This is a genomic window from Arthrobacter sp. Leaf69, assembly GCF_001422645.1.
In the GTDB taxonomy this organism is placed as follows: domain Bacteria; phylum Actinomycetota; class Actinomycetes; order Actinomycetales; family Micrococcaceae; genus Arthrobacter.
This window is the reverse complement of record NZ_LMLR01000013.1, coordinates 213,197-231,779: the sequence shown is the minus strand read 5'-3', so window position 1 is coordinate 231,779 and position 18,583 is coordinate 213,197. Positions and strand designations below refer to the sequence as shown.

The following is an 18,583-nucleotide window of genomic DNA, read 5'->3' as shown; positions in this document are numbered from 1 at the left end:
ATGGCGAGTGGGCGGACCCACAACATGACTCAGTAGGCAGTCCGCGTCCCGGCCTGGAGAATCCGCCACGCGGTTTGATACAACCGGCGCGCGAAGCCGATCTGGACAGCCAGATAGCGCTCGGTGACGCCCAATTGGGCCGCCAATGCTTCCAGAGCCCTCTTCCGTTCGGGTCCTCGTAGGCCGGGGCGAACGATACTTTCAGCTGTCCTGCGGAGTACCGGTGTGGGCAGGCACTCTGCTGCGTGCTTGCACACGTCTCCGATGTTGCGGAGGGCCGCCTGATCAACGTCCAGTGCACTCTGAATGGTTTTCGCCGTCTGTCGCACTACGGTCACCGAGTGCCAGCGCCGGCGGTCCTGCGGCGACGGCGGACCATAGTGTCGCGGCCCGGTGAGACTGTCGACGGCGAGATCCCAAACTCCGGCCGGCACGCTGGCCCGAGTCAGCTCAATGATCATTCGTGCCCATTGCTGGTCAATAATCTTCTCGGCAATTTGACCTCCGCTCCGGTCCATGCCCAGCAACGCCAGAGGAACAAAGGACGTCGGCCCGTCGGCATTCCCTGGTTCCACGATCAGCGGGAGCGTCTGATGACTCAGTTCCCGACGGACGTGTGCGGCGCAAACGTTCGCGCACACGCCCTGAACCCAAGCACCGAACGGAATACCGGGGAGCCGGCGGTAATGCTCCCGGGTCACCCCATCCCACACCGCGACCCGGATGTCCTGCATAACGTCGTCCACGTCGCAGGCCCGGCCGATCCGCGAGAGATGCGAAACCACATACCGCTGAACGCCGTCGACGGCGATCATGATTTGATCTACCGGAACGGCAACCGCGGCGGGCTCCGGCGCACCGCGCAGGGAGATGTCGATACTTCCAGCAATTGCCTGATCTTGTGGGGCTTGATTCGACTTGGCTTCGACTCGCATGGTCTTCACCGCTTCAACTTAACGATTCCAATAAGTCCAGCGCCGGCACGACCGGCGCCCTAAGAGTGGCGGCGACAGCCAAGGCTGACCTCTACGACAGGAAAGCTATACAAACTATTTTCAAAGATAATTAAAGTATCGTCAAGACTGCGGGTCTTACTTTTCGCGGATCGTTCGGTGAGAATGGTTCCATGCCCAGGATCACGCAGCCTCACGACGAAGCCTGGTCGAACGACGTCGAGGCCGCTGTCGCGACATTTGGCAACAGATCACGGAATGAGATCCTCCGCTACCTTTCCGCTCACGGTCCGGCGACCCGCGGTGACATCGTGGCGGCAGTGAGCGCCGGCGAGCCGAGCGTAGCCAAGCACCTACTTGCACTTGAGGAGACCGGCGCCATCGCGGTGGACCTTGAGCCGGGCCGGCGGCATGGCCGCTCTCCCCGCTATTCAGCCAACCCCGCGCGGATTAAGGAGTTGCTGGCGGCTCATCTTCAGTATCTTCTGAAGGATTAGCTGCAGCTTCTTCCGCTCCGGGATGGCGTTCAATGTCCTTGTTGAGGTATTCAGAGATGGCCCTCAGCGTCTCCGGAGAAACGTCGCCCAACGTCCGCGCCGCGAAGGTCTTCACCCTGGCCGCACGGAGCGACTTCACAAACTCGAGTTGCGAATCGATCCGTTCGGGCAAGTTGGCGTTGTCACCGATCAGGTACGAGGGGTCAACGTTGAAGATGTTGCACAGCTCCGCCAATAGCACCGGATCGCTGACCAGACGACCAGTCCCCTCTTTCATATAGAACCAGCGCGCGCGGGACAACTTGATGCCCCTAGCCTCGAGATCGGCCTGGACCTCGCGGAACGTTACGGCCTTCCCACGTTCGGCAACCACGACGTCGAGCAGCAGATTCAGGCGACGAGCCAGTTGGGCCTGGGGAGACAACATGTCACCGCGACCTGCCACGTCCATCAGCGCTGCCCACCCCTCGATCTGATGCGGGGGCCGACAGCCTGGTCAGGCGAAACGACCCCCTTTCGCCCCAGTATTGCCTGAGTCGTCCGGGCGCGGCAATCAACTGCTGAAACCAGTTGAGGATTCATTCACGCACCCTGGTCTTTCCAACATGACCTCAACCGGAGTAGCCTGCTTCTGTAGACCCGTCTACAGCAGCAGTCCTTCACCATTCCCCGGGTTGTGGTCCCCATGTCGAGCATTCTGATGAACCGAACGCGAAGCCGAATTATCCGCTTCCTGCTCAGGAACGGGCCCTCAACCTGTGGCCAGATCGGCAGGGAACTCTGCGCCTCGCCTTCAGCCATCCGAAGGCAACTCGGCCTCCTCCTCGACGCCGGGCTGGTGCAGCGCTCATCGACTCAGTTCAGTGCTTCCGCCGAGCAGGTACAGCTCCACGCCGCGGCCCTGGAAGCGAGTTTCCAGGTGACCGTCATGCCGCCGTGATTCCCAGCTCACATGAACGGGGGCAGGACTCGCACACGCCGTCCTCGCCGCATCACGACGAAGGGACCGGGCAGGGGTATGAAACTTGAATTCTTCGAACCGGCAGAGGCTGCCACCGTACTCAAATGTTCAGAAGCATGGCTAAGGGACGGGGCTGCCAAGGGCGAGTTCCCGCACGCCGTCTGGGGCAAGGGAAAGATTATCTTCACGTCTGCCCACCTCAGGGAGATTGCAGAGCTACGCGAAGTCCGATCCACGGGCCCGACGGCACCGTCCGTCCGCATAATCGGGACGCGCGCACAGGCTCGTAAGAAGTTCTCTTAGGTACACCGACCGCCAATGGCTATCCACGCCACACAACCGCGGAACGCTCGACGGCGTCGGCGGCATCCTGGAGCGCCTGCGGCATCAGGTGGCCATACACCTGCTCAGTCGTTCGCGTAGATGCGTGCCCGAGTCGCCTGGAGATCGTGAACAGCGATACTCCATCCTGAATCAGCCAGGACGCATGCGTATGGCGCAGATCGTGGATCCGGGGTGACTTCTTTAGGCCGCGGGCCTGGGCAGCTTCAACGGCCGGCACCCAGTAGTGGTGCCAATATAGCTTGTGAACAATTCGCTCGCCCTTGGGCGTGGTGAACAAGAGTTCCGAGCCAGAGCGGCTGGCCACCAGCGGAATCAAAACTTCCACCAAATGAGGATTCAGCGAAACCGTCCTCTTGCCGGCACCGGTCTTGGTCGCTCCGACGTAATACTCGGAATCAGTACCGCGTTTCCATGCCTTGTTGATCCGCATCGTTGCCGGCTTCGACATCAGGTCCACGTCCGCCACAGTTACCGCAGTCGCTTCGCCGAACCGCGTTCCCGTCATGACCAAGAATTCCGTAAAGGCCTTGTAGCGATCCCCCATGCCCTCCAGAATCAGGCCGAATTCAGCGTGCGTCAGGAACCTGGCCTCATCCTCTGCCTTTTCGCCTGAGGGGAGCTGCACCCCTCGGCACGGATTGTCTTTCCGGTAGCCGAGCCGGATCGCCGTCTCCATCGCCGAGAAAATGAGGCCATGGTTGTTCTTGATGGTCTTGGCGGACCGGCCCTTGATCTGCATGGCCTTGATCCAATACGTCAGGTGCCGGTAATCAAGCTTGTCCACAGGAATGTGCCCGATTACGTCGGATATGTGCAGCTTCAGCATGGTCTGATACGTGTGCACCGTGCCAACAGATGGCCGGACCAGAAGGTCGATGTGCTCTTGGATCACGGCCGCGACGGTGGGTGCCTGGGTCTGGTTCGCGACCATCGCATGCTGGGCGATCTCAAACGACTGATTGTTGGCGTCAAGGAGGCGCTTCAGAGTGATAGCTTCGGACTCAGTGGGCAGCGTGATGCCCTGTTCCGTGCGGTTGGCCGGGTCCCGCCAGCAGACCATAAAGGACGTCGAACCGTCCTTTTTTGTGCGTTTTCGAATGCTGGCCATAGAAAAAATGCTACGCCGCTGTCCACACTTTTAGTACTTTTGTCCACACTCAGCGCCCCAAGGGGCGCCTGACCTGCGGAAACACTGTGCCCGAGGTGGGACTCGAACCCACACACCTTTCGATACCGCATTTTGAGTGCGGCGCGTCTGCCAATTCCGCCACTCGGGCGCGGAGTACACCGGTGTAACAATCACTCAACCACAGTGCTGTGAGCAACGCGATCGCTTCCGGTGCGCGAAATTACTCTACATGCAGATAGGCTGAATTCCAGAATCGCGCCAGTGACGCCGCATCGAACCAGTCCGGTCCAAGTACACCAGCGGGCGGAACCTAAGATGGTCTAGTTCCCGCCGTACCTTTCCAAGGAGTTCCCGTGTCAGAACAGACGGAGTCAAACCCCACGACCACGCCGGCGCGCCGCGTGGTTGTCGCCGAGGACGAGACCCTTATCCGCCTCGACATCATCGAGATCCTGCGGGGCGAGGGCTACGACGTCGTCGGCGAAGCGGACAACGGCGAAAAAGCCGTTCAGCTCGCCGAAGAACTGAAGCCGGACCTGGTCCTGATGGACGTCAAGATGCCCGTTATGGACGGCATTTCCGCTGCCGAGAAGATCGTCAAGGCCCGGATCGCCCCGGTGGTCCTGCTGACCGCCTTCAGCCAGAAGGAACTCGTCGAGCGCGCCCGCGACGCCGGTGCCATGGCCTATGTGGTCAAGCCGTTCACGCCTGCCGACCTGATTCCGGCGCTGGAAATCGCGCTGTCCCGCCACGAGGAAATCAAGGCCCTCGAAAGTGAAGTGACCGACCTCCAGGAGCAGTTCGCCACCCGCAAGCTCGTGGAACGCGCCAAGAGCCTCCTCACCACCAAGATGGGCCTGACGGAGCCGGAGGCATTCCGCTGGATCCAGAAGACCTCCATGGACCGCCGCCTCAGCATGCGCGAGGTTGCCGAGACCATCATCAACCAGGTCAACTAAGACGCTTCTCCCCCGGGTCCGGGAAGCCGCTCACCCGCGGCCTCCCGGACCCGGCAATTTAAGCGCTAATGCGGTATCCGCTGGCCAAGTTGCACTGCGGCAGCCAGCGCCATAATTCCGCCGGCCACTGTGGCCACGGCCATTACGGCAGGCACCGCTCCCCCGCTGAGGGCGACCCTGTCGCTGTCGGACGTGGTGAGGATTGTGTGAATCCTGCGGTACCGCCGCTGCGTGACAATGAGCGCCACGAGTGACACGGCAGCGCCCAGCGCGGCCGGAGCGAGTGCCCACAAACCCAGGAGCTCCGGCAGGATGCGGAGCGCCGCGAGGGATCCGACGGCGACCGCCAGCGCCGTCCGGCGCCAGGCTAGAGCGGTCCGTTCCGGCTGCAGGCCCGCGTCGAACGGCCGGTGAATCCGGCCGGGTGCGTTCTCAGGACCGCCGGTCATCAGGCGAGGACAACCGCGAAGACCACCAGGATCCCAGCCACGGAAACGGCAGCCCCAATCGGGGACGCCAAGCGGGCGGCCGGCAGCGGCCTGTCGAGGCGCAGTGCACGCTCGATCTGCATCCACCCGAACCACGCCTGCACGGGCGCGGCAATTCCGGCGACGATGAGGACTACGGACGCCGAAAGGCGCAGCCCGTCCTGCAGGTTCAGCCCCAGCGCCTCCAAAGCAACGCCGCTGGCAATCAGCGCCAGGGAGGTCCGTATCCAGGCTAGGTATGTGCGTTCATTGGCGAGGCTGAACCGGGCGTCCGGATCTGATCCCTGGGAATACAAGGCTGCCGGAAATCGTCTCGTTGCGTTAGTCATGGCACTTTCAGGTCGAGGGGGGAACCACCGGGCCGCTCATGCCTATTCACGCAGGATCACCCGGGGACCCTTCGAGCATTGCAGATACCACCCAGGGTCGTCAAACACCCCCGGGGGTATACAATGGGGTATCGAAAGGAGCTCCGAATGAGCTACACCCACACCGTGACTCTTCCCCTTGACTGGCAGGAGGCAGTGCAGCGGACCCGCGACGCCCTGGCCGATCAAGGCTTCGGCATTCTGTCCGAAATCAACGTTCGCGCTACCTTCGAGGCCAAGCTCGGCGCTGACGCGGCTGCCGCTGTCGGCGACTACGTCATCCTCGGTGCCTGCAACCCGGCGCTGGCCAGCCGCGCCCTCGCTGCCGATCCCGAAATCGGCGCCCTGTTGCCCTGCAACGTTGTGGTCCGCCGAGGAACGAGCGACGTCGTGACGACCATCAGTGCCATTGATCCTCAGACGATGGTCCAGCTCAGCAACAGCGCTGCTGTCCAGGACGTCGCCAATGATGCGGACACCCGGCTGCGGAAAGCCCTTGCCAGCCTCACCGGTTAAGGGGCAGTGGCGGGCACTGGGCCCCAGCTGTAAGCGACCAAGCAACACAAAAAAGGAGAGGGTCCCCGCCGCGTAAATCGCGTGGCGGGGACCCTCCCTTTCGTCTGAGCTGCGGAACTAGATCTTGGTGTTCCGCTTCTTCTTTTCCGGCCAGGGGCCGAGCTTATCCTTGGCGACCTCGGAGTCGCCCGTGCTGCCCGCGTCGGCCAGGTCGCCCACCTTGTGGACCTTCAGCATGTTCGTGGAACCGGCCTTTCCGGGAGGCGAGCCGGCCGCGATGACCACCATATCGCCGTCCTCGGCCAGGTCCAGGCTCAGCAGGCTGCGGTCCACCTGGGCGGTCATCTCGTCGGTGTGGCCCACCATGGGAACCAGAACCGGCTGGATGCCCCAGGTCAGCGCGAGCTGGTTCCAGACGTGCTCCACCGGGGTGAAGGCGAACACGGGCCGGACCGGGCGCAGCCGCGAGAGGCGCCGGGCGGAGTCACCGGACTGGGTGAAGGTACAGATGTACTTCGCATCCAGCTGGTCGGCGATTTCGACGGCGGCACGGGTGATGGCGCCGCCGCGGGTCTTGGGCTTGGTGCCCAGCGGAGGGACGCGTTCCAGGCCGTGGACCTCGGTGGACTCGATAATCCGGGCCATGGTCTTGACGGTCTCGATCGGGAACTTGCCCACGCTGGTCTCGCCCGAGAGCATCACTGCGTCGGCGCCGTCGAGCACGGCGTTGGCACAGTCGGAGGCCTCGGCGCGGGTGGGGCGCGGGTTGTCGATCATGGATTCCAGCACCTGCGTGGCCACGATGACCGGCTTGGCCCAGCGGCGGGCCAGTTCAACGGCGCGCTTCTGGACGATCGGGACTTCCTCGAGGGGAAGTTCCACGCCGAGGTCGCCACGGGCCACCATGATGGCGTCGAAGGCATCGATGATCTCGGGGAGCTGCTCCACGGCCTGCGGCTTCTCGATCTTGGCGATCACCGGCACGCGGCGGCCTTCTTCGTCCATAATCTCGTGGACGCGCTTGATGTCCGAGGCATCCCGGACGAAGGAGAGGGCCACCATGTCCACGCCGCGGCGCATGGCCCAGCGGAGGTCGTCCTCGTCCTTTTCGCTCAGCGCCGGAACGTTGACGGCAACACCGGGCAGGTTGATGCCCTTGTTGTTCGACACGTAGCCGCCCACGATCACCTGCGCGACCACCTTGACGTCGTCGACGTCGATGGCCCTCAGCGCCACCTTGCCGTCGTCAATCAGGAGAGCATCGCCCGGGTTGACGTCTTCGGTGAGGCTCTTGAGCGTCGTGGAGCAGATGTCCTTGGTGCCCGGGACGTCTTCTGTGGTGATGGTGAAGGTGTCACCGACGGCGAGGAGGTGCGGCCCGTCCACGAAGCGGCCGAGGCGGATCTTGGGGCCCTGGAGGTCGGCCATGATGGCGACGGCCTTGCCGAGCTGCCCTGCTGCCTTGCGGACGTTCTCGTACGTGCTGTCGTGCACGGAGTAGTCACCGTGGCTCATGTTCATGCGTGCCACGTCGACGCCGGCTTCCAGCACAGCGAGAGTGTTCTCGAAGCTTGCGATTGCCGGTCCGAACGTGGCCACGATTTTAGCGCGTCTCATATACCTACCCTAGTAGTCGATTGCATTGATGAAGTTATTGGCGGAATGTAACAGCCGCCGGCCGGCGGGACGCTCCTAAAGAACGGCCATGGCCCGGTCGGTGGGCGCCACGGGAGCCGGGAGGATGGTGTTGCCCATCAGGAACTTGTCCACCGCGGCGGCGCAGGCGCGCCCCTCGGCGATGGCCCAGACGATCAGCGACTGGCCGCGGCCGGCGTCTCCGGCGACGAAAATGCCTTCCGTGTTGGTCATGTAGTAGCCGTCCCGGGCCACGTTGCCGCGGCCGTCGAATTCGGCGCTGACCTGCTCGGTGATCCCCGCCCGCTCCGGGCCGGTGAAGCCCAGGGACAGGAACACCAGGTCGGCGGGGATGATCCGCTCGGTGCCGGCCTTCGGGAGGCGTTTGCCGTCGACGAATTCGGTTTCGGCCACCTTCACGCCGGTCAGTTTGCCGTTCTCGCCGACGAACTCCACGGTGGAGGCGAGGTAGGTGCGTTCGCCGCCTTCCTCGTGGGCGCTGGCAACTTCGAACAGGGTGGGGAACGTCGGCCACGGCTGGTGGCCGGCGCGCTCCGCGGGCGGCTGCTTGCCGATCGCCAGGGTGGTGACCGAGGCGGCCTGGTGGCGGTGAGCGGTGCCGAGGCAGTCCGCGCCGGTGTCGCCGCCGCCGAGGATGACAACGTGCTTTCCGGCAGCGTTGATCTGGTTCTCCACCGTCTCCCCCGCCACCACCCGGTTGGCCGGGACGAGGTAGTCCATCGCGAAGTGCACACCTTCGAGCTCGCGGCCAGGGATCGGCAGGTCACGCGGGACGGTGGCGCCGGTGGCAACCACCACGGCGTCGTACCGGCGGCGCAGCTGCTCCCAGGTCACGTCCGTGCCGACGGCGACGCCGGTCCGGAAGCGGGTGCCCTCGGCCTTCATCTGCTCCAGGCGGCGGTCCACCTGTTCCTTTTCCATCTTGAAATCGGGGATGCCGTAGCGCAGGAGCCCGCCGATCTTGTCGTCGCGCTCGTAGACGGCGACGGTGTGCCCCACCCGGGTCAGCTGCTGCGCGACGGCGAGTCCGGCCGGGCCGGAGCCGACGACGGCGACCGTCTTGCCGGTGAGGCGTGCCGGCGGCAGCGGGTTGACCCAGCCGTTTTCGAAGGCCTGGTCCACGATCGAGACCTCGACCTGTTTGATGGTCACGGCGGGCTGGTTGATGCCCAGCACACACGACGCCTCGCAGGGCGCCGGGCAGAGGCGCCCGGTGAATTCGGGGAAGTTGTTGGTGGCGTGCAGCCGTTCCATTGCTTCCTCGCCCTTGTCCCGCCAGACGAGGTCATTCCATTCCGGAATGAGGTTGCCCAGCGGGCAGCCCTGGTGGCAGAACGGCACACCGCAGTCCATGCAGCGGCCGGCCTGGGACTTGAGGACGCCCTTCTCCTGGGCCTCATAGACTTCCTTCCAGTCCATGATGCGGACCGGAACGGGACGGCGGGGCTGGGTTTCGCGCTGACGTACTTTCAGAAATCCGCGTGGATCAGCCACCGGTCACCTCCAGGATTCGAGACCAAACTTCTTCGCCGTCGGGGTCAAGGCCCTCTTCGATGGCGTCAAGACGGGTTTGCAGGACGGCCGCGTAGTCGCGCGGCAGCACCTTGGTGATGCGGGCCGCGGTGTCGTCGAAGTTCTCCAGCAGCCGTGCCGCAAGCAGCGATTCGGTCTCCTCGGAGTGCTTCACCAGCAGTCCATGGACAATGTCACGGTCCTCGGCGTCGAGTTCGCGCAACTGCAGCTCACCGGTTTCGAGGGCCTGCTTGTTGACCCGTTCGGTCTGCAGGTCCAGCACGTAGGCTGTGCCGCCGGACATGCCGGCACCGAAGTTACGGCCGGTGCGCCCGATGATGAGGGTCTGTCCGCCGGTCATGTACTCGCAGCCGTGGTCGCCGATTCCTTCGACCACCGCCGTCGCTCCGGAGTTGCGGACCAGGAAGCGTTCGCCGACCTGGCCGCGCAGGAACATCTCGCCGCTGGTGGCGCCGTAGCCGATCACGTTTCCGGCGATGACGTTGCGTTCGGCCGGGAAGACGTTGGTGCGGTCCGGCCGCACGATGATGCGGCCGCCGGAGAGACCCTTGCCGACGTAGTCGTTGGAGTCTCCGAACATCCGCAGCGTGATGCCGGCCGGCAGGAACGCACCGAGCGACTGGCCGGCGGTGCCGGTCAGCGTGATGTCGATGGTGTCCGTCGCCAGCACGTCGGTGCTGAAGGTCTTGGTGACCACATGGCCCAGCATGGTGCCGACGGAGCGGTCCGTGTTGATGACGTCGACGGCGATCTTGACCGGTGTGCGGTCGCTCAAGGCTTCCGCGGCCATCACCATGAGGCGCTGGTCGAAGTGCTTGTCCAGCTCGTGGTTCTGGCCGGTGAGGTTGCGCAGCGGGGCGTCGTCGTCGAACTCGAGCCCGTGCAGGATCGGGTCCAGGTCCAGCCCTTCGGCCTTCCAGTGGTTGATCGCCTCGCGGGTGTCGAGCATTTCGGCGTGGCCGATCGCTTCCTCGATGCTCCGGAAGCCCAGCTCGGCCAGGATTTCGCGGACTTCCTCGGCGAGGAATTCGAAGAAGTTGACCACGAATTCCGGCTTGCCGTTGAACCGGGAGCGCAGCTCGGGGTTCTGCGTCGCGACGCCCACCGGGCACGTGTCCAGGTGGCAGACGCGCATCATGATGCAGCCGGAGACCACCAGCGGTGCGGTGGCGAAACCGAACTCCTCGCCGCCCAGCAGCGCGGCGATCACGACGTCGCGGCCGGTCTTCAGCTGGCCGTCCACCTGCACCACCACGCGGTCGCGCAGGCCGTTGAGCATGAGCGTCTGCTGCGTCTCGGCGAGGCCCAGCTCCCACGGCACACCCGCGTGTTTGAGCGAGTTCAGCGGCGAGGCGCCGGTACCGCCGTCGTGCCCCGAAACGAGGACGACGTCGGCCTTGGCCTTCGTGACGCCGGCCGCCACGGTGCCGATCCCGACCTCGGAGACGAGCTTGACGTGCACCCGGGCCGACGGGTTGGCGCGCTTGGCGTCATAGATCAGCTGGGCGAGGTCCTCGATCGAGTAGATATCGTGGTGCGGCGGCGGGGAGATGAGTCCGACGCCGGGCGTCGAGTGCCGCGTCCGGGCCACCCAGGGGTAGACCTTCTGCGCCATCAGCTGGCCGCCCTCGCCGGGCTTGGCACCCTGCGCCATCTTGATCTGGATGTCGTCGGCGTTGGTCAGGTACAGGCTGGTCACGCCGAAACGGCCGGACGCGATCTGCTTGACCGCGGAGCGGCGCTCGGGATCGAGCAGCCGGTCCACGTCCTCGCCGCCTTCACCGGTGTTGGACTTGCCGCCCAGCCTGTTCATGGCGATCGCCAGGGTCTCGTGCGCCTCCTGGGAGATGGAGCCGTAGCTCATCGCCCCGGTGGAGAACCGCTTGACGATGCTGGAGACGGACTCCACTTCCTCGAGCGGGACCGCGGGACGCAGCCCGGCCTTGAACTTCAGGAGCCCGCGCAGGGTCATGAGGTTCTCGGACTGGTCATCCACGCCGCGGGTGTACGCCTTGAAGATGTCGTACCGGCGCTCCCGCGTGGCGTGCTGCAGCCGGAACACGGTCTCCGGGTTGAACAGGTGCGGCTCGCCGTCGCGGCGCCACTGGTACTCGCCGCCGCCGAGCAGCGGCTGGTGGGGCACTTCAATGCCGTTCTCGGGGTACGCCATCCGGTGCCGCGCCGCGACCTCGGCCGCGATGACGTCGAGGCCGACGCCGCCGAGCTGGGAGTGTGTGCCGGAGAAGTATTCGTCCACGAGGTCCTGGCCGAGACCCAGAGCTTCGAAGGTCTGCGCGCCCGTATAGGAGGCCACGGTGGAGATGCCCATCTTGGACATGATCTTCAGGACGCCCTTGCCGAGGCCCTTGATCAGGTTGTAGACACCGTCCTGCGGGGTGACGCCGACGACGTCGCCGGTGGAGATCAGCTGCTCCACCGATTCCATGGCCAGGTAGGGGTTTACGGCGGATGCGCCGTAGCCGATCAGGACGGCCACGTGGTGCGTCTCGCGGACATCGCCGGCCTCGACCACGAGTGCGGTCTTGGTGCGGTTGGCGCTGCGCAGCAGGTGGTGGTGCACGGCGCTGACGAGCAGCAGGGACGGGATCGGCGCCCACTGGGCGTTCGAGTCACGGTCCGACAGCACGACATACTGCACGCCGCGGTTGATGGCGCCGGACACCTGCTCGCAGATTTCGGTGAGCCGGGCACGGAGGGCGTTCTCGCCGCCCTCGGGGCGGTAGAGGCCGCGGACCTTCATGGCGACCTTGTCGCCGTCGGCGTTTTCGATGTTCGCGATCTTGGCGAGCTGGTCGTTGTTGATCACGGGGAACGGCAGGGAAACCTGCGGCTGGCGGACCTGCTTGGTGTCCAGCAGGTTGCCGTTGGGGCCGATTGCGCAAGTCAGAGACGTCACTAGCTCTTCGCGGATGGCGTCCAGCGGCGGGTTGGTGACCTGCGCGAAGGACTGCACGAAGTAGTCGAAGAGCAGCCTGGGGCGCTTGGAAAGCACGGCCACGGGGGTGTCGGAGCCCATGGCGCCGAGCGGTTCGGCCCCGGTGCGGGCCATCGGGCCGAGCAGGATCTTCAGTTCCTCGGTGGTGTAGCCGAAGGTGCGCTGGCGGATGTTGACCGAGGCGGCGGTGTGGACCACGTGCTCGCGTTCGGGGAGGTCCTTGAGGTCGATCAGGTTTTCCTTGAGCCATTCCGCCCAGGGGTTCGCGGCGGCTACCTCGGCCTTGACCTCGGCGTCGTCGATGATCCGGCCGGCGTCGGTGTCCACGAGGAACATCTTGCCGGGTGAAACACGGCCCTTCTTGACCACCTTGGACGGTTCGACGTCGATCACGCCGACCTCGGACGCGAAGATGATCAGGCCGTCCTCGGTGATCCAGTACCGGCCGGGGCGCAGGCCGTTGCGGTCCAGGGTGGCGCCGACCAGGTTGCCGTCGGTGAATGAAACGGCGGCGGGGCCGTCCCAGGGTTCCATGAGCAGCGAGTGGTACTCGTAGAAGGCGCGGCGGGCGGGATCCATTGTGGCGTGGTTTTCCCAGGCCTCGGGGATCATCATCATGATCGAATGCGTGATCGGCCGGCCCGACAGCCAGAGCAGTTCCGCGACCTCGTCGAAGGAGGCCGAGTCGGAGGCGCCGGGCGTGCAGATGGGGTACAGCTCTTCCGGCGAGTCCCCCAGCAACGGGTTGGCGAGCTGCGACTGGCGGGCGCGCATCCAGTTGCGGTTGCCCTTGACCGTGTTGATTTCGCCGTTGTGCGCGATGGTGCGGAACGGCTGGGCCAGCGGCCAGGACGGGAAGGTGTTGGTGGAGAAGCGCGAGTGAACGATCGCGAGCTTGGTCTTGAAGCGCTTGTCGGAGAGGTCCGGGTAGAACGGCTCGAGCTGGGCGGTGGTCAGCATGCCCTTGTAGACGATGGTCCGGGAGGAGAGCGACGGGAAGTACACGCCGAACTTGTTCTGGGCGCGCTTCCGGATGCGCCACGCGCGGGCGTCGAGTTCGTTCCGCTCCAGCACTTCCCCGGTGCTGGAGGCGAGGAACGGCTGCGAGAAGTACGGCATGCAGGCCCGGGCCATCGCCCCGACAAGATCAGCCACGATCGGCACCTCGCGCCAGCCGAGGACGGTCAGGCCCTCGTCGGCGGCGAGCCCTTCGATCCCGGCCTTTGCGGCATCGGATTCGCGCTTCTCGGACGGGAGGAACGCCGTGCCCGCGACGAACTGCCCGGGGGCGGGGAGTTCGAAGTCGGTGACGGCGCGGAAGAATTCGTCCGGGATCTGCATGAGCAGCCCGGCGCCGTCGCCGGTTCCTTCATCGGCGCCCACGGCACCGCGGTGCTCAAGGTTGCGAAGGGCGGTCAGGGCGGCGTCAACGATGTCGTAACCCGGCTCCCCCCGCAACGTGGCGATGATGGCGAGGCCGCAGGCGTCCTTTTCCTGCTCGGGGTTGTAGAGCCCGGCGGCTTCGGGAAGCGCCGCGAAGCGCTTGAAGGGCGACGTGGCGGACTGTTGCGGCTCGGACCAACTGGGGCTGTGCAGGGTTTGGGTCATGGGAGACGTCCTTCCTCCTGATCGTGCGTATGGGAGGGACAACATTGGCCCGCATCGGTGCGCCGGTGTGACGGGCACAACAAAGTGTTTTTCTTATTCGAATTGTAGGTCAGCGCCGCCTCCTGCACTAACAGTTACGCGGTCACCGGCCCGGGCTTGCGCGAACAGCAACTGTCTGCTGTCCGCCGCCTGCCCTGCTGCCACGACGCTGTGGAAACGGGCTCTGCGAGGGGTGACTCCGCGGCCCGGTTTGCCGGCGCTGAGCTACTTGGTGCCCTCAGCGTCCGGCGCGGTTCCGTGTACCTGGTGGCCGGGTGTTCCGGCCACCGGTGCTCCTGTGGCGGGCTGGGTGCCGCCGGTGGATTCCTTTGACGCTACTGCCGAGGCGGAAGCGCGGCCGGGACCGCTTTGGTTATCAGGGAGATTATCACGCGATTCACTATCTGAGACAGCAGAATCCGAATGGCGGACACTCACGCCACCGGCAGGAACTTTGGCCGGCTCCCCGTCCACGTCCTGCTTTTCGTCCGCATCGCCGTCGGCGTCCTTGTCAGCGGCGCTGTCGGCGTTCTTGCCACCGGCAGAGTCGGCCGCGTCGTTGTCAGCGTCGGTGCCGGTTGGCTCCGCCCCGGACGGTTCGCGGCCCGGCAGGTACACGGTGTCGGGTTCGGTGCGCTTGCGCAGGCCCAGGATGATGAACGCGGCCAGCGCGCCCAGAAGGACGAAGATGCTGGTCCACACGTTGAGCCTGGTGGTGATGCCGAAGAGGTTGATCTGCTCGGCGTCATCGATCCGCATCGCCTCGATCCAGACCCGGCCCAGCGTGTAGTAGATGGCGTAGAGGCAGAACAGGCGGCCGCGGCGGAATCGGAACTTGCGGTCCAGCAGGAGCAGGATTCCCACACCGGCGAGGTTCCAGAGGGATTCGTAGAGGAACGTCGGGTGGAACAGCGTTTCCGCGGCCATGCCGGGCGGGAAGTTCGGGTTGTCGGCGTCGATCTGCAGTCCCCAGGGGAGGGTGGTGGGGCCGCCGAAGAGCTCCTGGTTGAAGTAGTTGCCCCAGCGGCCGATTGCCTGGGCCAGCAGCAGTCCGGGCGCCGCGGCGTCGAGGAAGGCGCTGAGCTTGACGCCCGCCCTCCGGCAGCCGATCCAGGCACCGACGGCGCCCAGCAGCACGGCGCCCCAGATGCCCAGTCCGCCGCGCTGGAGCTGCGGGATCAGGGACAGGTCCCCGGTGCCGTCGAAGCCGGGGCCGAAGTACGCGTCCGGTGAGGACACCACGTGGTAGAGCCGGCCGCCGATGATGCCGAAGGGGATGGCCCAGATGGCAATGTCCCAGACACTCCCCTCCGGGGCGCCGCGCTTGGCCCAGCGGACGGAGGTGAGCCACAGTCCGGCGATGATGCCCAGCAGGATGCACAGGGCGTAAGCGTGGATGCGCAGTGACCCCCAAGGCAGCGGAATGTCGAATCCGGACCAGTCCGGGCTCGGAATGCTCGCGGGAATCATCGCTGCCGCGTGGAGGACTGACTGCATGTGCTTAAGCTTCTTCCTTGGTAAGGCCGGTGCTGAGGTCTTTCGTCAAGGACGCTACCGCATCCACGCCGCCGTCGCCGATGGCCACGACGAGGGCGGTCCCGACAATCACGCCATCAGCGTAGGCGGCGATCTCGCGGACCTGGTCCGCGTTGGACACACCGAGCCCGACACATACGCGTTCGGCGCCTGCTGCGTGCGCGGCGGCCACAACGTCCTTGGCCGCCGAGCTGACCGACGCGCGGGCTCCGGTGACGCCCATAATCGAGACAGCGTAGACAAAGCCGCGGCTCGCCTCAACGGTGCGCTTCATGCGCTCCGGCGAGGACGACGGCGCCACCAGGAACACCCGGTCCAGGCCGTACTTGTCCGAGGCCGCCATCCATTCGGAGGCTTCGTCGGGGATCAGGTCGGGGGTGATGAGCCCGGCTCCCCCGGCGTCGGCCAGCTGGCGGGAAAATTCGTCCACGCCCATCCGGACCACGGGGTTCCAGTAGGTCATGACCAGCACGGCAGCGTCGGTTTTGCTGGTGATGCCGCGGACGACGTCGAAGACCTGCTTGACGTGGAAGCCCGCAGCAAGAGCTTCGGTGGTGGCCGCCTGGATGACGTGGCCGTCCATGACCGGGTCGGAGTACGGGATACCGATCTCGATCAGGTCGGCGCCGTTCTCCGCGAGGGCGATGCCGGCCGCGATGGTTTCCTCGACGCTGGGGTAGCCGGCGGGCAGGTAGCCGATCAGGGCGGCACGGCCTTGGGCCTTGGCCCGGTCAATGGCCGCGGCCGACTTGCTGGCCCCCTGGACAGTCGAATCGACGTGGTTCACAGCTGCTCCCCCTCTTTGGCGATTTCATGCTCGGGCGAATCCTTGTCCAGCAGGTCGAACCATTCCGCGGCGGTGGCCACGTCCTTGTCGCCGCGGCCGGAGAGGTTCACGATCACGATCTTGTCCGCTGCCTCACCTTCGGTCCCGCCTGCGGCTTCAGCCTCCGCGGCGAGCCGCTGGCCGACCTTGATGGCGCCGGCCAGGGCGTGTGCCGACTCGATGGCCGGGATGATCCCCTCGGTGCGGCACAGCAGCCGGAACGCGTCCATGGCCTCGCTGTCCGTGATGGGCTCGTAGCTGACGCGTCCAATGTCGGCGAGGTAGGAGTGCTCCGGACCCACCCCGGGGTAGTCCAGGCCGGCCGAGATGGAATGCGACTCAATGGTCTGGCCGTCGTCGTCCTGCATCAGGTAGGAGCGGGCGCCGTGCAGCACACCGGGCTTGCCGAGCGTGATGGTTGCGGCATGGCGGCCGGTTTCGACGCCGTCGCCGCCGGCTTCGAAGCCGAAGATCCGGACCGAGGGATCGTCCAGGAAGCCGTGGAAGATGCCGATCGCGTTGGAGCCGCCGCCGATGCAGGCGCACACGGCGTCGGGCAGGCGGCCGGTCTGCTCCAGGATCTGGGCACGGGCCTCCTCGCCGATGACCTCGTGGAAGTAGCGGACCATGGCCGGGAACGGGTGCGCCCCGGCGGCGGTGCCCAGCAGGTAGTGGGTGTTGTCCACGTTGGCGACCCAGTCGCGGAGCGCCTCGTTGATGGCGTCCTTGAGGGTCTGGGACCCGTTGGTCACCGGGATGACCGTGGCGCCGAGGAGCTCCATCCGGGCCACGTTGAGGGCCTGCCGGCGGCAGTCCTCGGCGCCCATGTACACAACACATTCCAGGCCCATCAGGGCGGCGGCGGTGGCGCTGGCGACGCCGTGCTGCCCGGCGCCGGTCTCGGCGATGACGCGGGTCTTGCCCATGCGCTTGGCGAGGAGCGCCTGGCCCAGCACGTTGTTGATCTTGTGCGAGCCGGTGTGGTTGAGGTCCTCGCGCTTGAGGAAGATCCGCACTCCCCCGGCGTGCTCGGCGAAGCGCTTGGCCTCGGTCAGCAGCGAGGGCCGGCCGGAGTAGTTCCTGTTCAGTTCCGCGATCTGAGCGGTGAACTCGGGATCGGCCTTGGCCTTTTCGAAGGTGTCCTCGAGCTCATCCAGGGCGGCGATGAGCGATTCGGGCATCCATCGGCCGCCGTAGGAGCCGAAGTAGGGCCCGGGGGCGTGCCGCAGGGATTCTCCACCCTGCAGGAACGCGTCCACGGCGCTTTCGTCTGAGCCGGCTGCTGGCGCATCGACCATCAGTCTCACCATCCTGTTCCACTGCTAACTAGATCTTCGGTGCCGCACGGAGGCGCCGGCGTCCGGACGGGCGTGTGGCCCGGCCGGAGCGCGGGTCAGGAACGTGCGGCGATTTCTTCGGCGCCGGCGGCCGTGAATTCCGCGATCCGCTCCCGCGGGGTCGCGTCACTGACCAGGGCTTCGCCCACGAGGACCGCATTGGCGCCGTTCGCGGCGTAGTGCCGGACGTCGTCGACACTGCGCACACCCGACTCCGCGACGACGACCGCGCCGGCGGGGATGCCTCCGGCGAGTTCGGCAAAGACGGAACGGTCGACGTCGAGCGTCTTGAGGTTGCGCACGTTGACGCCGATGATCCGCGCCTCGGCGGCAACCGCTCGTTCGATTTCCTCGGCCGTGTGCGTTTCGACGAGCACGTTCATGCCAAGTTCACGGCTGAGGGAGCTGTATTCGCGCAGTTGCGCGTCGGACAGCGACGCCACAATCAGCAGGATCAGATCGGCCCCGTGTGCCCGGGCCTCCCAGATCTGGTACTCGTCAATCATGAAGTCCTTGCGCAGCAGCGGGATATCCACGGCTGCGCGGACGGCGTCAAGATCGGCGAGGGAGCCGTTGAAGCGGCGCTGTTCGGTCAGGACACTGATCACGGCCGCGCCGCCGTCGGCATACTGCACGGCGAGCGAGGCGGGGTCCGCGATGCTGGCGAGGTCGCCCTTGGAGGGACTGCGGCGCTTGATTTCGGCGATCACTTTCAGCTGACGGCGCATGGCCGCAGGACCGCCCAGGGCGGTCCAGGCATCGCGCGCCGGTGCGGCCGCGGCCGCGCGCTCCTTCAGTTCCGCGAGCGAAACGAGGCGCTGGCGCGCCTCCATATCCTCCCTGACACCGGCATTGATGTCATCGAGAACAGTCACC

General features: G+C 65.6%; 16 protein-coding genes and 1 tRNA gene. 4 read left to right on the top strand and 13 right to left on the bottom strand.

Going from position 1 to position 18,583, the window contains the following annotated elements:
• Window positions 1-29 precede the first annotated feature (29 nt).
• Window positions 30-944 carry a sigma factor gene (locus ASE96_RS14035; protein ID WP_056431574.1) on the bottom strand — a complete coding sequence of 305 codons (915 nt, stop codon included), beginning with the start codon at window positions 942-944 and terminating at the stop codon, window positions 30-32.
• 182 nt (window positions 945-1,126) lie between these two features.
• Here ASE96_RS14035 and ASE96_RS19200 point away from each other — a divergent pair, with 182 nt between their 5' ends.
• Entirely contained in the window at window positions 1,127-1,450 is a 324-nt protein-coding gene (locus ASE96_RS19200) for an ArsR/SmtB family transcription factor (protein WP_156367603.1), read from the top strand.
• Here the strand turns inward: ASE96_RS19200 and ASE96_RS14030 are convergent.
• The gene (locus tag ASE96_RS14030) at window positions 1,404-1,877 is read right to left on the bottom strand and encodes a hypothetical protein (RefSeq protein ID WP_200913059.1); all 474 of its coding nucleotides are present in this window, start codon (window positions 1,875-1,877) and stop codon (window positions 1,404-1,406) included. The genes ASE96_RS19200 and ASE96_RS14030 overlap by 47 nt on opposite strands.
• A 273-nt stretch (window positions 1,878-2,150) precedes the next feature.
• Here ASE96_RS14030 and ASE96_RS14025 point away from each other — a divergent pair, with 273 nt between their 5' ends.
• Window positions 2,151-2,390 carry a helix-turn-helix domain-containing protein gene (locus ASE96_RS14025; protein ID WP_162238829.1) on the top strand — a complete coding sequence of 80 codons (240 nt, stop codon included), beginning with the start codon at window positions 2,151-2,153 and terminating at the stop codon, window positions 2,388-2,390.
• 343 nt (window positions 2,391-2,733) lie between these two features.
• Here ASE96_RS14025 and ASE96_RS14020 read toward each other — a convergent pair whose 3' ends face one another.
• Both ASE96_RS14020 and ASE96_RS14015 read right to left on the bottom strand, forming a co-directional pair.
• Window positions 2,734-3,864, bottom strand: a complete 1,131-nt coding sequence (locus ASE96_RS14020) for a tyrosine-type recombinase/integrase (protein ID WP_056431569.1) — start codon at window positions 3,862-3,864, stop codon at window positions 2,734-2,736.
• An 87-nt stretch (window positions 3,865-3,951) separates the two neighbouring features.
• A tRNA-Leu gene (locus ASE96_RS14015) sits at window positions 3,952-4,033 on the bottom strand.
• A 205-nt stretch (window positions 4,034-4,238) separates the two neighbouring features.
• Between ASE96_RS14015 and ASE96_RS14010 the strand changes: the two genes are divergently transcribed.
• Window positions 4,239-4,844: an ANTAR domain-containing response regulator gene (locus ASE96_RS14010; protein ID WP_056431565.1), complete on the top strand. Its 606-nt coding sequence runs from the start codon at window positions 4,239-4,241 to the stop codon at window positions 4,842-4,844.
• A 65-nt stretch (window positions 4,845-4,909) separates the two neighbouring features.
• Here the strand turns inward: ASE96_RS14010 and ASE96_RS14005 are convergent, their stop codons facing one another.
• On the bottom strand, window positions 4,910-5,293 hold the full coding sequence (locus ASE96_RS14005; protein ID WP_056431562.1) for a DUF202 domain-containing protein: 384 nt from the start codon (window positions 5,291-5,293) through the stop codon (window positions 4,910-4,912).
• Window positions 5,293-5,661 carry a YidH family protein gene (locus tag ASE96_RS14000; protein WP_056431559.1) on the bottom strand — a complete coding sequence of 123 codons (369 nt, stop codon included), beginning with the start codon at window positions 5,659-5,661 and terminating at the stop codon, window positions 5,293-5,295. The genes ASE96_RS14005 and ASE96_RS14000 overlap by 1 nt, the downstream gene beginning before the upstream one ends.
• A gap of 147 nt (window positions 5,662-5,808) precedes the next feature.
• Here ASE96_RS14000 and ASE96_RS13995 point away from each other — a divergent pair, with 147 nt between their 5' ends.
• Window positions 5,809-6,216 (top strand): DUF302 domain-containing protein, encoded by a 408-nt coding sequence (locus tag ASE96_RS13995; protein WP_056431556.1) that lies wholly within the window; start codon window positions 5,809-5,811, stop codon window positions 6,214-6,216.
• Window positions 6,217-6,333: 117 nt separating this feature from the next.
• Here the strand turns inward: ASE96_RS13995 and pyk are convergent, their stop codons facing one another.
• From pyk to trpC, 7 genes are all read right to left on the bottom strand, one after another.
• The gene (gene pyk, locus ASE96_RS13990; RefSeq protein WP_056431553.1) at window positions 6,334-7,833 is read right to left on the bottom strand and encodes a pyruvate kinase; all 1,500 of its coding nucleotides are present in this window, start codon (window positions 7,831-7,833) and stop codon (window positions 6,334-6,336) included.
• A gap of 75 nt (window positions 7,834-7,908) precedes the next feature.
• A complete protein-coding gene (locus ASE96_RS13985; RefSeq protein WP_056431550.1) occupies window positions 7,909-9,366 on the bottom strand; it encodes a glutamate synthase subunit beta in 1,458 nt (485 codons plus the stop codon).
• A complete protein-coding gene (gene gltB, locus ASE96_RS13980; protein ID WP_056431547.1) occupies window positions 9,359-13,969 on the bottom strand; it encodes a glutamate synthase large subunit in 4,611 nt (1,536 codons plus the stop codon). The genes ASE96_RS13985 and gltB overlap by 8 nt, the downstream gene beginning before the upstream one ends.
• Window positions 13,970-14,233: 264 nt before the next feature.
• On the bottom strand, window positions 14,234-15,505 hold the full coding sequence (gene lgt / locus ASE96_RS13975) for a prolipoprotein diacylglyceryl transferase (protein WP_056431544.1): 1,272 nt from the start codon (window positions 15,503-15,505) through the stop codon (window positions 14,234-14,236).
• A gap of 4 nt (window positions 15,506-15,509) precedes the next feature.
• Entirely contained in the window at window positions 15,510-16,331 is an 822-nt protein-coding gene (trpA, locus tag ASE96_RS13970; protein ID WP_056431541.1) for a tryptophan synthase subunit alpha, read from the bottom strand.
• The gene (trpB, locus tag ASE96_RS13965) at window positions 16,328-17,668 is read right to left on the bottom strand and encodes a tryptophan synthase subunit beta (RefSeq protein ID WP_056431538.1); all 1,341 of its coding nucleotides are present in this window, start codon (window positions 17,666-17,668) and stop codon (window positions 16,328-16,330) included. The genes trpA and trpB overlap by 4 nt, the downstream gene beginning before the upstream one ends.
• A gap of 95 nt (window positions 17,669-17,763) precedes the next feature.
• Entirely contained in the window at window positions 17,764-18,582 is an 819-nt protein-coding gene (gene trpC / locus ASE96_RS13960) for an indole-3-glycerol phosphate synthase TrpC (protein ID WP_082492742.1), read from the bottom strand.
• Between the last annotated feature and the right edge of the window lies 1 nt (window position 18,583).